Genomic DNA, 13,357 nt, shown 5'->3' with positions numbered 1-13,357 from the left:
ACCCTTGAATCCGATATGACTGCTTCCGACCGTCGCACGGTGTACCTGGACCACGCGGCGACGACTCCGATGTTGCCGGCGGCGATCGAGGCGATGAGCCATCACCTCGCGCGGACCGGCAATGCGTCGTCCCTGCACGGCTCCGGTCGCGCCGCCCGCCGGACGGTCGAGGAGTCCCGCGAGACGATCGCCGCCGCGCTCGGCGCGCAGCCCAGCGAGGTCGTGTTCACCTCGGGCGGCACGGAGGCCGACAACCTGGCCCTGAAGGGCCTGTGGTGGGCCCGCCTGGCCGAGGACCCGCGCCGCCGCCGGATCCTGCTCAGCGGCATCGAGCACCACGCCGTACTCGATCCGGCCGTCTGGCTGGCGCAGCACGAGGGCGCCCAGATCGAGTGGCTGCCGGTCGACGAGCTGGGCCGGGTGCAGCCGGACGACGTACGGCGGGCCGTCGAGCAGGACCCGGAGAGCGTGTCGTTCGTCACGTTGATGATGGCGAACAACGAGGTCGGGACGATCCAGCCGGTCCGCGAGATCGCCGCACTGGCCCGTGAGTACGAGATCCCCGTGCACACCGACGCGGTGCAGGCGATCGGGCAGGTGCCGGTGGACTTCGCCGAGCTCGGCGTCGACGCGTTGACCGTGTCCGCCCACAAGCTGGGCGGTCCGTACGGCATCGGCGCGCTCGTCGTCCACAAGGAGACCAAGCTGACGCCGGTGCTGCACGGTGGCGGCCAGGAGCGCGACGTACGCTCCGGTACGCTCGACGCGCCCGCGACGGCCGGGTTCGCGGTCGCGGCGGAGCACGCAATCAAGCACCAGGCCGACGAGGCCCGCAGGCTGACCGAGCTCCGGGACGCGCTGATCGGCGGAGTCGTGAGCACCGTCGAGGGCGCGCAGCTGTCCGGGGACCCGGCGGACCGCTTGCCCAACAATGCACACTTGTCCTTCAGCGGCTGCGAGGGTGACTCGCTGTTGCTGCTGCTCGACGCGCGTGGGATCGAGGTCTCCACCGGGTCCGCGTGCAACGCCGGCGTCGCCGAGCCGAGTCACGTCCTCCTGGCCATGGGGTACGACGACCAGCGGGCGCGCGGGTCGCTCCGGTTCACCCTGGGGCACACCAGCACCCGGGCCGACATCGACGCCGTCCTGGACAACATCGTGCCGGTGGTGGAGCGGGCCAAGTCCGCCGGCTTGCAGAACGTGGGAAGGAACACCTGATGCGGGTACTCGCAGCCATGTCCGGCGGAGTCGACTCCGCCGTCGCGGCGGCGCGGATGGCCGAGGCCGGGCACGACGTGGTCGGCGTGCACCTCGCACTGAGCCGGAACCCGCAGTCGTACCGCAGCGGCGCCCGCGGCTGCTGCACGATCGAGGACTCCCGTGACGCCCGCCGGGCCGCGGACGTGATCGGCATCCCGTTCTACGTCTGGGACCTGGCCGAGCGGTTCCACGCCGACGTGGTCGAGGACTTCGTCAGCGAGTACGCCGCCGGTCGCACGCCGAACCCGTGCCTGCGCTGCAACGAGAAGGTGAAGTTCAGCGCCGTACTGGAGCGGGCGCTGGCGCTGGACTTCGACGCGGTCGCGACCGGGCACTACGCGCGGATCGTGGACACGCCGGACGGAGGTCGGGAGCTGCACCGGGCAGTGGACCCGGCCAAGGACCAGTCGTACGTGCTCGGCGTCCTCACGCAGCAGCAGCTGCAGCACGCGTTCTTCCCGCTGGGGGACACTCCGAAGACCGAGGTCCGGGCGGAGGCCGAGCGACTGGGACTGTCGGTGGCGGCCAAGCCGGACAGCCACGACATCTGCTTCATTGCCGACGGCAACACTCCGGGCTTCCTCAGCAAGCACCTCGGCGAGGCGCCCGGTGACATCGTCGACGCGCAGGGCAACAAGCTGGGCGAGCACAAGGGCACACACGGGTTCACCGTCGGGCAGCGCAAGGGCCTGAAGATCGGTACGCCGGCCGCCGACGGCAAGCCGCGGTTCGTCCTGGACATCAGCCCGGTCGACCGCACGGTGACTGTCGGATCGCGCGAGGAGCTCGCGGCCTCCCGGCTGATCGCTTCCAAGCCGCGCTGGTGTGGGCCGGCGCCGACCGCGACGCTGCAGGCGAAGGCGCAGTTGCGTGCGCACGGCGAGGAGGTCGCGGTCACCGCGCGGGTCGAGGGCGACCAGGTCGTGGTCGACTTCGACGAGCCGGCGTCAGCGGTCGCACCCGGTCAGGCAGTCGTCCTGTACGACGGCACACGCGTGATCGGCTCGGCCACGATCGACACCGTGTCACGCGTGGCGGCACAGCACGCATGACTGTGTTGAACTCCGCGCCTCCGGCGCGGGGGTCATGGGGCTGTGACTCCCGGCCTTCCCTCGTCACTCCAGTCGCTTCGCTCCCTCCGCTCCTCAGTCCAGGCCGGGAGGCCCCATGACCACAACCGGCCTGGGTTCGGTTCCGGGTGACGACATTCGTGAGTGGACGAAGGTGCTGCTCGAGGCCGTGGACATCCCGTTCCTGGCTGAGCTTCCGGCGCGTCCGTACGGCGACATGGTCAGCCGGGCGGTCGCCGTACTGACCGAGCTGGCTGCTGACCTGCAGCCGGCGGGGTGGCGGCTGACGGGCGGGAGCGATCCGCGGGCGAGTCTGGACCAGCGGCGGGCGCGTTCGCTGCTTGCAGAGGATCTCGATGCGCTCGAAGAGCTAGCGGACGGTTACACCGGGCCACTGAAGCTGCAGCTGACCGGCCCGTGGACGCTGGCGTCGACTGTCGAGCTGCCGCGGGGCGACAAGGTGCTGGCCGACCACGGCGCTCGGCGGGACTTGGCTGACGCGTTGGCGCTGGGGCTGGGCGAGCACGTGGCCGAGGTACGGCGGCGGGTGCCCGGGGCGGAGGTCGTCGTACAGGTGGATGAGCCGGGGCTGCCCGCCGTACTCGCTGGTGCTGTGCCTACGGCATCTGGCTGGAGCAAACACCGTTCGGTGGACGGTCCAGGCGCTGTTGAGCTGCTGAGCCTCGTGATCGGCGCAGCGCCCACTGTGGTGCACTGCTGCGCCGCACGGCCGCCGATCGAGGTGTTCACCAAGGCCGGGGCCACCGGTGTCGCTGTGGACGTCTCACTGCTGACCGAGCCGGGCTGGGAGCAGATCGCGCTGGCGGCCGAGGCCGGCAGCACCATCTACGCCGGCCTGGTCGCCACCACAGGCCCACTCCCGAACCCCGAGCAGGCCGCCGCCCCCTTGGTACGCCGCTGGCGCGAGCTCGGCCTGGACCCGGAACTCCTGAAAAAGGTCGTCATCACCCCGGCCTGCGGTCTGGCCGCCGCTCCCTCACCTCAAGATGCCCGCAGTCGGCTCGACCTGTTGCGTCGTACCGCAGAAGCAGTTGCAGAGGCCGCAGAGAACACGTAAATCGTCGGTGCTCCCCTGTAAATTCGCCTCATGAGTGAGATCCCCGAGACGACTGCAGCTGAGCAGCCGGCGGCGCCGGCCGAGGTGCGGGCGCGGCATGCGGCCCTGAGCCAGGAGATCGAGGAGCACCGGGTCAGGTACTACCTGGCCACCTCGACCATCTCGGACGCGGACTTCGACGCGCTGATGCACGAGCTGCAGGACCTCGAGGAGCAGTACAACGAGCTCCGGACACCGGACTCGCCGACGCAGAAGGTCGGCGTGCCGATCTCCACGCTGTTCACCCCGGTGCAGCACCCGACCCGGATGGAGAGCCTGGCGAACGCGTTCTCCGCCGAGCAGATGGAGGCCTGGGCCAAGCGGCTCGAGCGCGAGGTCACCCTGCGGCAGATCCACGACAGCGGCTTCCTGTGCGAGCTGAAGGTGGACGGCCTCGCCCTCGACCTCGTCTACGAGAACGGCAAGCTGGTCAGCGGCGCGACCCGCGGCGACGGCCGCACCGGCGAGGACGTCACGCTGAACGTCCGCACCATCAAGAGCATCCCGAACGAGCTGAACGGCAAGGACCTGCCGGCCTTCCTCGAGGTCCGCGGCGAGGTCTACTTCCGGGTCGAGGACTTCGAGGAGCTGAACGCGCAGCTGGTCGGCGCGGGCAAGGACCCGTTCTCCAACCCGCGCAACAGCGCCGCCGGCTCGCTGCGGCAGAAGGACCCGCGGGTGTCCGCGAGCCGTCCGCTCCGGTTCGTCGTGCACGGCCTCGGCCGCGTCGACGGCTACCACGTCGGCCGGCTGTCCGAGGCGTACGAGCAGCTCAAGGCCTGGGGCCTGCCGGTCAGCGACCGCGCCCGCAAGGTCGAGACGCTCGACCAGGTCAACGACTTCATCGCCTACTACGGCGAGAACCGGCACTCCGTCGACCACGAGATCGACGGCGTCGTGGTCAAGGTGGACGAGGTCGACCTGCAGCGCGCGCTCGGGTCCACGTCGAGCGCGCCGCGCTGGGCGATCGCGTACAAGTACCCGCCGGAGGAGGTCACCACCAAGCTCCTCGACATCGAGGTGAACGTCGGCCGCACCGGCCGCGTCACGCCGTACGGGAAGATGGAGCCGGTCCGGGTGGCCGGGTCGACGGTCGAGTTCGCCACCCTGCACAACGCGCAGGAAGTGAAGCGCAAGGGCGTCTGGATCGGCGACACCGTGGTGCTGCGCAAGGCCGGCGACGTGATCCCGGAGATCCTCGGGCCGGTGGTCGAGCTGCGCCCGGACGACGCCCACGAGTTCGTGATGCCCACCGAGTGCCCGTCCTGCGGTACGCCGCTGCGCCCGATGAAGGAGGGCGACGTCGACATCCGCTGCCCGAACTCGCAGTCCTGCCCGGCGCAGCTGCGGGAGCGGATCTTCCACCTGGCCGGGCGGTCCGGGTTCGACATCGAGGTGCTCGGCTTCAAGGCCGCGGACGCGCTGATCGGCGACGACCTGATCACCGACGAGGGCGACCTGTTCGGGCTGACCGCGGACGACCTGTCCCGCAGCGCGTTCTTCACCACGAAGGCGGGCGCGCTGTCGGCGAACGCCCAGCGCCTGCTCGCGAACCTCGAGACCGCCAAGACCCAGCCGCTGGCCCGCGGCCTGGTCGCGCTGTCGATCCGGCACGTCGGCCCGACCGCCGCGCAGGCCCTGGCCGCGGTGTACGACGACATCGAGGCGGTCCGCGCGGCGAGTGAGGAGGAGCTGTCCGAGATCGAGGGCGTCGGCCCGACCATCGCGCACGCGGTGATCGAGTGGTTCGACGTCGACTGGCACCAGGCGATCGTGGACAAGTGGAAGGCTGCCGGCGTGGAGATGCGCCAGGAGCGCACCGGGCCGAGCGTGCCGCAGACGCTCACCGGCCTGTCCATCGTGGTGACCGGCACGGTCGAGGGATTCAGCCGGGACGACGCCACCGAGGCGATCGTCTCCCGGGGCGGCAAGGTCGCCAGCTCGGTCTCCAAGAAGACCTCGTTCGTGGTCGTCGGCGACTCTCCGGGCTCCAAGTACGACAAGGCCGTCCAGCTCGGCGTACCGATCCTGGACGGGGCCGGCTTCCAGGTTCTGCTGGACGAGGGCGCCGACGCCGCGACCAAGGTTGCGACCACTCCTGAGCCTGGCGACGGATAACGAACACCCCGGTGGATCCGGCGGCTGTGCTGAGCCGTCGGACTGTTAACTTTGCACGTCTACACGTGGGTCAAAAGGAGCGAATATGACGACGCCGCCGCAGGGACCGTGGGGTCCTGGGCAGCCGGGGGGCCAGTCTGGCGGGCAGCAAGGGGGACAGGGAGGCCAACCCGGCCAAGGGGGCGGCTGGGGACAGCAACAGCCTCCTGGCCAGGGTGGTGGCGGTTGGGGTCAACGCCCACAGCAGCCACAGCAGCCTCCGCAGCAGGGTGGCGGTTGGGGCCAGCAGCAGCCTGGCCGGCCACAGCCGGGCCAGCCGGCTCAGGACCAGCGCCCCGGCCAGGGCCAAGGTCAGGGCCAGGGCCAGCAGGGCGGCTGGGGGCAGCGTTCCCCGCAGCAGCAGGGCGGTGGCTCCTACCAGCAGCAGCCCTGGAGCCCGCAGGGCCAGCAGGGCTCTCAGCAGCAGGGCGGCTGGCACCAGCAGCAGGGCCAGCCCGGGCAGCAGCAGTGGCAGCCGGGCGGCGGTGGCAACAAGGGCCCCGGTGGGCTGGGCAAGGACAAGATGCCGCTGCTGATCGGCGGTGGCGTCGTCGGCATCGTGCTGATCGGCCTGCTCGTGTTCCTCGGTATCAAGGCGCTCGGCGGTGACGACGAGCCCGAGGCGAACCCGACCACCTCGCAGACCGGTGAGCCGACCGGCAACCCGTCCAACGGCGGCGACAATGGCTCGCTCGGCAACGCGACCGGCCAGGCCAAGAACGCGACCGAGAAGCTGCAGGGCCAGGGCTTCCAGTGCAGCGACCTGTTCAACACCGGCCAGGGCGCGCACCGCGGCTGTTTCAAGTACGACGGCCCGACCGAGGCCGAGGCGGTCTTCCAGTTCTCGCCGGACGGCACGATCATCGGCGTCCTGGTGAAGTCGGAGAACGAGGACAACGTCAACAACGCCAAGGTCACCTTCGACGCGGCGCTGCAGGCGATCGGCAACGACACCTTCGGCGGCGGCGAGGTCAAGAAGATCCAGGACGCGGTCGGCACCGGCCAGAAGTCGCAGAAGGTCGGCAGCACCTGGGGCGAGTTCGAGCTGCGCAACGACGGTGACCAGGTACAGCTGTCCGGCGGCAAGTCCGGGTCGGACTCGTTCGACCTGCCGCGGAAGAGCTTCAGCACCACCGAGGACCAGCTGATCGCCGCGCTGAAGGCGAAGAAGTACGTCTGCACCAGCTCGTGCAGCAAGCAGGTCGGCAAGTACGGCTCGCAGCGGATCTACTCCTACGCCAGCAAGGGCGAGGGCATCCGGTCGCTGGAGATGAGCTCGTCGGGTGACCCGGAGGACGTCAAGCAGGCGCTGCCGGCGGCGGTGAACGACGCGTTCGGCGCGCTGAAGGGCGAGGACATCGCGGCCCTGAAGGCGTTCGTCCAGGCGCACAGTGACGGGAAGTCGTACGCTTCATACGTGGCCGGATGGCGGGTCGAGATCATCGCCAACAACGAGGACTCCTACTCGTCCTCGCGGATCTCGATCAGCTACGAGACCTTCTACGTCTGAGCGCGCGAGTCGGGAGTCGGATGAAGTTCCCCAAGGAGAAGCGGGAGTCGCGGACGGTGGTCACGCCACCACCCGAGGCGCTCCAGCGCGTCGACGGCGGCGGTCCTTGGGGCCCGACCCAGTTCGACCTCCCGGACCGCAGTGACAGCAACAGCCAGTCGGTGCTGATCGTGATCCTGGTCGGCGTCGCCGTACTGCTGGTGCTGGCCGGTCTGTGGGTCTTCGCCTACTTCCGCTTCAGCTAGCACGCACGAAGCCTCCCTCACCAGGCGGTGAGGGAGGCTTCGTCGTGTGTACGGCGGTTACGCGGTGGCGCGGATCGTGACGGCCAGTGAGGCCAGGTAGCTGAGCCGGGCGACCTCGGAGCCGAGGAACTCGGGCCCGCCGCGCCGGCCGATGACGAGGATGCGGCGACCGGATTCCAGCGGCGCGGCGACCAGCACCGACTCGGCCAGGCCCTTGTGCTGGTCCGGCGCGGCCATGGTGGTCGCCTTGTGCAGCGGCAGCCAGCCGTCGGCCACGTCGCCGAACTCCGGGGTGGCACTCGTCTCGAGCGCGACCTTCACCTCGCTGCCGGTGCCGTCCAGCAGCGCGGCCCAGTCGGCGTGCAGGACGGCAGGTGACTGCTCGACCAGGATGTCGATCGCGTCCGACGGAGCCGACGTCATCTGCTCGACGGCTTCCAGGTCCATGTGCAGTCCGCCGCCGGCGCCGTACCGGGAGAACCAGATGACCTCGACACCCGGTACGCCGTTGCAGGCGGAGACCAGACGGTCGGGCAGCACGCCCGGCGGCAGGTCGACCACGATGTCGTCGACGGCGGTGCCGTTCTCGCGGCGGTGCTCGACGATCTCGATCGCGTGGATGTCGGCGTTCACCTCACCGAGGGCGGTGGCCACCGTCCCCAGCGAACCGGGACGGTCCGGGATGATCAATCGCAGCAGGAACACCGAACGATCATCTCCCAGCCGAGCACCATGCGCGTAACGCCTTGTCGCGCCCAATGCTACAGAGCGGAGCGCGGGGACACGCCCGGCCCATCCACAAGTCGGTCAGGACCGAGGCAACACCAGCGTCACACCCGCCCACTAGGATGGCCGGGTCCGGTCGGAAAACAGCCGGACGTCCAGCGAAACCATTGGATCAGTTCATGCCATCGATTACCCGCGAAGAGGTCGCGCACCTGGCGCGACTGGCGCGGATCGAGCTCACCGACGCCGAGCTCGACCACCTCGCACCTCAGCTCGACCAGATCATCACGTTGGTCGGGCAGGTCAGCCAGGTGGCCGCGGACGACATCCCGCCGACCTCGCACGCCCTGCCGATCACGAACGTAATGCGCCAGGACGAGAACGTGCCGTGCCTCACGCCGGAGCAGGCGCTGTCCGGCGCACCGGCCGCCGAGGAGCAGCGATTCCGGGTGCCGCGGATTCTGGAGGAGGACTGATGAGTGACCTCACGCGCAAGACCGCGGTCGAGCTGTCGGAGCTGATGACGTCCGGCCAGGCCAGCTCGGTGGAGATCACCCAGGCCCACCTGGACCGGATCGGCGCCGTCGACGACGCCGTCAAGGCGTTCCTGCACGTCGACACCGAGGGTGCGCTGGCGCAGGCCGCCGAGGTGGACAAGAAGCGTGCGGCGGGGGAGCGCCTCGGCCCGCTCGCCGGTGTCCCGCTGGCGCTGAAGGACGTGCTCACCCAGGAGGGTGTGCCGACCACCGCCGGCTCGAAGATCCTCCAGGGCTGGAAGCCGCCGTACGACTCGACCGTGGTCAAGCGGTTGAAGGCGGCCGGCATCGTGATCCTCGGCAAGACCAACATGGACGAGTTCGCGATGGGCTCCTCGACGGAGAACTCGGCGTACGGCACCACCCACAACCCGTGGGACCTGGGCCGGATCCCGGGCGGCTCCGGCGGCGGGTCCTCGGCGGCGATCTCGGCGTACGAGGCGCCGCTCGCGATCGGCACCGACACCGGTGGCTCGATCCGGCAGCCCGGCGCGTTCACCGGGACGGTCGGCGTCAAGCCGACGTACGGCGGGACGTCGCGGTACGGCCTGATCGCGCTGGCCTCGAGCCTGGACACGCCCGGCCCGTGCGCGCGGACGACGCTCGACACCGCGCTGCTGCACGAGGCGATCGCCGGGTACGACCCGATGGACTCGACGTCGATCGACCAGCCGGTTCCGCCGGTGGTCGAGGCCGCCCGGCGCGCCGACGTCAACGGGCTGCGCATCGGTGTGGTCAAGGAGCTCGGCGGTGAGGGGTACCAGCCGGGCGTCGAGGCGCGCTTCCACGAGTCGGTCGAGCTGCTCACCAAGCTCGGCGCCGAGGTCGTCGAGGTGTCCTGCCCGCACTTCCAGTACGCGCTGCCGGCGTACTACCTGATCCTGCCGAGCGAGGCCTCGTCCAACCTGGCCAAGTTCGACGCGATGCGGTACGGCCTGCGGGTCGGCGACGACGGCGAGAACAGCGCCGAGAAGGTGATGAGCCTGACCCGCGAGGCCGGTTTCGGCGACGAGGTCAAGCGCCGCATCATGCTCGGCACGCACGCGCTGTCCAGCGGGTACTACGACGCCTACTACGGCCAGGCGCAGAAGGTGCGGACGCTGATCCAGCGCGACTTCGCCACCGCCTACGAGCAGGTCGACGTGCTGGTGTCGCCGGCCACGCCGACGACCGCGTTCCCGATCGGCGACCGCGCCGACGACCCGATCGCGATGTACAAGAACGACCTGTGCACGATTCCGGTCAACCTGGCCGGCAACGCGGCCGCGTCGTTCCCGTGCGGCCTGGCCGACGAGGACGGCATGCCGGTCGGCTTCCACGTGATGGCCCCGGTGATGCGCGACGAGCTGCTGTACCAGGTCGGCTCCGCGCTCGAGGCCGCCTTGGCCGAGCAGTGGGGCGGCGTCCTGATGGCACAGGCTCCGGAGCTGGAGGTGACTCGATGACCGCGAACGTCCTAGAGATCGGCGATGCGCTGGCGCAGTACGACCCGGTGATGGGCCTCGAGGTCCACGTCGAGCTGAACACGAAGTCGAAGATGTTCTGCGGCTGCCCGACCGAGTTCGGCGCGCCGCCGAACACGCAGACCTGCCCGGTCTGCCTCGGCCTGCCGGGTGCGCTGCCGGTGGTGAACGCCCGTGCGGTCGAGTCCGCGATCAAGATCGGCCTGGCGCTGAACTGCGAGATCGCCGAGTGGTGCCGGTTCGCCCGGAAGAACTACTTCTACCCGGACATGCCGAAGAACTTCCAGACCTCCCAGTACGACGAGCCGATCGCGTACAACGGGTGGACCGAGGTGGTCGTCGACGGCGAGACGTACCGGATCGAGATCGAGCGCGCCCACATGGAGGAGGACACCGGCAAGTCCACCCACGTCGGCGGCGCGACCGGCCGGATCCACGGCGCCTCGCACTCGCTGGTCGACTACAACCGGGCCGGCATCCCGCTGATCGAGATCGTCACCAAGACGATCGAGGTGCCCGGTGACAAGGCGGCCGCGGTGGCGCGGGCGTACGTGAGCATGCTGCGGGACCTGCTGCTCGCGCTGGACGTCTCCGACGTCCGGATGGACCAGGGCTCGCTGCGCTGCGACGCGAACGTCTCGCTGAAGCCGTCCGGGTCGACCGTCTTCGGCACCCGCACCGAGACCAAGAACGTGAACTCGTTCCGTTCGGTCGAGCGCGCGGTGACCTACGAGATCACCCGGCAGGCGGCGATCCTGTCGTCCGGCGGCAAGGTCGTGCAGGAGACCCGGCACTGGCACGAGGACACCGGCATCACCACGTCCGGCCGGGAGAAGTCGGACGCGGAGGACTACCGGTACTTCCCGGAGCCGGACCTGGTTCCGGTCGCCCCGGCCCGCGAGTGGGTCGAGGAGATCCGGTCGTCGCTGCCGGAGGCGCCGTCGCTGCGCCGGGTCCGGCTGCAGGAGGAGTGGGGCTTCACCGACCTGGAGATGCGCGACGTCGTGAACGGCAACGCGCTGGAGCCGATCGTGAAGACGGTCGAGCTCGGGGTGACGCCGGCCGCCGCGAAGAAGTGGTGGCTGGGTGAGCTGGCCCGGGCGGCGAACGAGTCGGGCCAGGAGATCGACGCGCTCGGCGTCGGCCCGGCCGAGGTCGCCGAGGTGCAGAAGCTCGTCGACGAGGGTTCGCTCAACGACAAGCTGGCCCGGCAGGTCTTCGACGGCCTGGTCAAGGGTGAGGGCACGCCCGCCGAGATCATCGAGAAGCGCGGGCTGGCGCTCGTCTCCGACGACTCCGCCCTGATCGAAGCCATCGATCGGGCCATCGCCGCCAACCCCGACGTGGTCGAGAAGGTCAACTCGGGCAAGCCGGCCGCGGCCGGTGCGCTGATCGGCGCAGTCATGAAGGACATGCGCGGTCAGGCGGACGCGGCCAAGGTCCGCGAGCTGCTGAACGCCAAGCTCGGGATCTGAGAGCGCTCTGAGTCTCGGGGCCGGCCGCCTGGCCGGCCCCGAGGTCCTTCAGGCCGCGTCGGCGATGACCTCGCGCTCGACCCGGCCGTCGTCGTCGACGTCGGAGGCGTCGGCCAGCAGCGTGCGGGCGACCGAGAGCTCCTCGACCGGGCAGCGGACCTCGTAGCGGGTCGGCACCACCTCGAGGGTCTCGGCCTCCGGACGATTCCGGATCAGTCCGCGGAACAGACCCCACAGCGTGCCGAGCAACCCGCCGTACACCAGTCCCCAGATCACCACCACCAGGCCGGTCAGCGTAGTCTCCGCGACCAGCGTGATGAAGACCCCGGCCAGCAGCCCGAGCACGGCGCCCTGCAGCGCGCCGGCCGCGGTCAGCCTGACCACCGGGACGCTTTGCCGTTTTCGCGCCTGCCGGAGATCGGCGCCGACGATACTCATCGACCCGGAGTCCATCCCGTAACTTCTCAGGTAATCCACGGTCCGCTGAGCACTCTCGAAGCTGCTCGCCGATGCGATCACACTGCTGGGTACGACGGACACCTGGTCGGGCCGCATGACTATCAGTCCTCCTCTGACCTGTGGGCTTCCTCCACAAGTACCAGACGACCAAAGCCACTAAACGGTTCGCGGAATTACCGGCTGATCGTGATCCGCAGGATCCGGTCGTCGCCGTCGCGGGTGTCGCCGCGGCCGTCGGTGTTCGACGTGGTCAGCCACAGCGACCCGTCCGGCGCCGTCTCGACCGTGCGCAGCCGGCCGAACTGGCCGGTGAAGAAGGCCTGCGGCTCACCCGTTCGCTTGCCTCCGGCAACTGGAATCGCCCACAGCCGCTCGCCCCGCAGCGACGCCATGAACACGTGTCCCTGGGCGAACGCGATCCCGGACGGCGACGCGTCACTCGTCCGCCACTGGGCGATCGGGTTCGTCATCCCATCCAGGTCCTCGATCCCCTCCGCGGCCGGCCAGCCGTAGTTCGCGCCGGAGGTGATCGCGTTCAGCTCGTCCCAGGTGTTCTGGCCGAACTCGGCGGCGTACAGCTGGTTGCCGTCGAAGGCGAGACCCTGCACGTTCCGGTGGCCCTTCGTGAACCAGACCCGGCCGCCGGGGTTGCCCGGCGCGGCCTTGCCGTCGGTCGTGATGCGCAGGACCTTGCCGCCCAGCGACCCGTCGTCCTGCGAGTTGGGCCGGTCGGCGCCGTCGCCGGTCCCGGCGTACAGGAACCCGTCCGGGCCGAACCGCAGCCGACCGCCGTTGTGGATCGACGCCTCCGGGATCCCGTCCAGGATCACCTGCTGGTCGCTGAGCCGATTGTTCTGGAAGGTGATCCGGGCGATCCGGTTGTCGCCGCCGGCGCTGTAGTAGGCGTAGATGTAGGGGCGGCGCGGGTACTGCGGGTCGACGGCCAGCCCGAGCAGTCCGCCCTCGGACGACGGGTCCACGTCGTCGACCTCGCCGACCTCGCTCACCTGCCCGCCCGCGATCCGCTTGATCTTGGCCGAGTCGCGCTCACTCACCAGCGCGCTCTGGTCCGGCAGGAACGCCAGGCCCCACGGCACCTCGATCCCGGTCGCCACCGTCGAGGCGACGGTCAGCTTCACCGGCCCCTGCGCGGTGGCGGTGGTCCGTGGCGGGGTGGACGTCGTACCGGGGCTTGTGGGCGCCGGCGTCGTGCTGCTGGGACTGGTTGCCGTCGTCCCGGAGCCGGACGGCTCGCCGTCGTCCCCGGAGCACCCGGCCACGAGCGCGAGCGCGGTCACCAGCAGTGCAGCACGAGCCTTCACGCCGTCTCCTCAGGTCG

At 70.0% G+C, this 13,357-nt stretch carries 13 protein-coding genes; 9 read left to right on the top strand and 4 right to left on the bottom strand.

Going from position 1 to position 13,357, the window contains the following annotated elements:
* Positions 1 to 15: 15 nt before the first annotated feature.
* From AB0H36_RS18190 to ligA, 4 genes are all read left to right on the top strand, one after another.
* The gene (locus AB0H36_RS18190) at positions 16 to 1,218 is read left to right on the top strand and encodes a cysteine desulfurase family protein (RefSeq protein WP_360523956.1); all 1,203 of its coding nucleotides are present in this window, start codon (positions 16 to 18) and stop codon (positions 1,216 to 1,218) included.
* Entirely contained in the window at positions 1,218 to 2,312 is a 1,095-nt protein-coding gene (gene mnmA / locus AB0H36_RS18185; protein WP_360523953.1) for a tRNA 2-thiouridine(34) synthase MnmA, read from the top strand. The genes AB0H36_RS18190 and mnmA overlap by 1 nt, the downstream gene beginning before the upstream one ends.
* 115 nt (positions 2,313 to 2,427) lie before the next feature.
* The gene (locus AB0H36_RS18180) at positions 2,428 to 3,408 is read left to right on the top strand and encodes a methionine synthase vitamin-B12 independent (RefSeq protein ID WP_360523950.1); all 981 of its coding nucleotides are present in this window, start codon (positions 2,428 to 2,430) and stop codon (positions 3,406 to 3,408) included.
* Between the two features lie 30 nt (positions 3,409 to 3,438).
* On the top strand, positions 3,439 to 5,565 hold the full coding sequence (gene ligA, locus AB0H36_RS18175; RefSeq protein ID WP_360523947.1) for an NAD-dependent DNA ligase LigA: 2,127 nt from the start codon (positions 3,439 to 3,441) through the stop codon (positions 5,563 to 5,565).
* Between the two features lie 70 nt (positions 5,566 to 5,635).
* Here ligA and AB0H36_RS18170 read toward each other — a convergent pair whose 3' ends face one another.
* Positions 5,636 to 6,043: a hypothetical protein gene (locus AB0H36_RS18170; RefSeq protein ID WP_360523944.1), complete on the bottom strand. Its 408-nt coding sequence runs from the start codon at positions 6,041 to 6,043 to the stop codon at positions 5,636 to 5,638.
* An 84-nt stretch (positions 6,044 to 6,127) separates the two neighbouring features.
* Between AB0H36_RS18170 and AB0H36_RS18165 the strand changes: the two genes are divergently transcribed.
* Both AB0H36_RS18165 and AB0H36_RS18160 read left to right on the top strand, forming a co-directional pair.
* On the top strand, positions 6,128 to 7,114 hold the full coding sequence (locus tag AB0H36_RS18165) for a hypothetical protein (RefSeq protein ID WP_360523941.1): 987 nt from the start codon (positions 6,128 to 6,130) through the stop codon (positions 7,112 to 7,114).
* Between the two features lie 20 nt (positions 7,115 to 7,134).
* Complete coding sequence (locus tag AB0H36_RS18160; RefSeq protein WP_360523938.1) at positions 7,135 to 7,359, top strand: hypothetical protein; 225 nt, start codon at positions 7,135 to 7,137, stop codon at positions 7,357 to 7,359.
* Between the two features lie 57 nt (positions 7,360 to 7,416).
* On the opposite strand, the gene AB0H36_RS18155 is transcribed toward AB0H36_RS18160, so the two are convergent.
* Positions 7,417 to 8,064: an ACT domain-containing protein gene (locus tag AB0H36_RS18155; RefSeq protein WP_360523935.1), complete on the bottom strand. Its 648-nt coding sequence runs from the start codon at positions 8,062 to 8,064 to the stop codon at positions 7,417 to 7,419.
* A gap of 200 nt (positions 8,065 to 8,264) precedes the next feature.
* Here AB0H36_RS18155 and gatC point away from each other — a divergent pair, with 200 nt between their 5' ends.
* The 3 genes from gatC to gatB are packed head-to-tail and all read left to right on the top strand — an operon-like array spanning position 8,265 to position 11,559.
* Positions 8,265 to 8,561, top strand: coding sequence for an Asp-tRNA(Asn)/Glu-tRNA(Gln) amidotransferase subunit GatC (gene gatC, locus AB0H36_RS18150; RefSeq protein WP_360523932.1), 297 nt, complete (start codon positions 8,265 to 8,267; stop codon positions 8,559 to 8,561).
* Positions 8,561 to 10,066: an Asp-tRNA(Asn)/Glu-tRNA(Gln) amidotransferase subunit GatA gene (gene gatA, locus AB0H36_RS18145; RefSeq protein WP_360523929.1), complete on the top strand. Its 1,506-nt coding sequence runs from the start codon at positions 8,561 to 8,563 to the stop codon at positions 10,064 to 10,066. Before gatC ends, gatA begins: the two co-directional genes overlap by 1 nt.
* Positions 10,063 to 11,559, top strand: coding sequence for an Asp-tRNA(Asn)/Glu-tRNA(Gln) amidotransferase subunit GatB (gene gatB / locus AB0H36_RS18140; RefSeq protein WP_360523926.1), 1,497 nt, complete (start codon positions 10,063 to 10,065; stop codon positions 11,557 to 11,559). Before gatA ends, gatB begins: the two co-directional genes overlap by 4 nt.
* A 48-nt stretch (positions 11,560 to 11,607) precedes the next feature.
* On the opposite strand, the gene AB0H36_RS18135 is transcribed toward gatB, so the two are convergent.
* Together AB0H36_RS18135 and AB0H36_RS18130 are read right to left on the bottom strand one after the other, a co-directional pair.
* Positions 11,608 to 12,114 carry a general stress protein gene (locus AB0H36_RS18135; RefSeq protein WP_360523923.1) on the bottom strand — a complete coding sequence of 169 codons (507 nt, stop codon included), beginning with the start codon at positions 12,112 to 12,114 and terminating at the stop codon, positions 11,608 to 11,610.
* Between the two features lie 77 nt (positions 12,115 to 12,191).
* Positions 12,192 to 13,340 carry a PQQ-dependent sugar dehydrogenase gene (locus AB0H36_RS18130; protein ID WP_360523920.1) on the bottom strand — a complete coding sequence of 383 codons (1,149 nt, stop codon included), beginning with the start codon at positions 13,338 to 13,340 and terminating at the stop codon, positions 12,192 to 12,194.
* Between the last annotated feature and the right edge of the window lie 17 nt (positions 13,341 to 13,357).

Origin of the sequence: Kribbella sp. NPDC050820, assembly GCF_040653975.1 — a bacterium.
GTDB lineage: Bacteria > Actinomycetota > Actinomycetes > Propionibacteriales > Kribbellaceae > Kribbella.
This window is presented reverse-complemented; position numbering and strand designations above follow the sequence as displayed.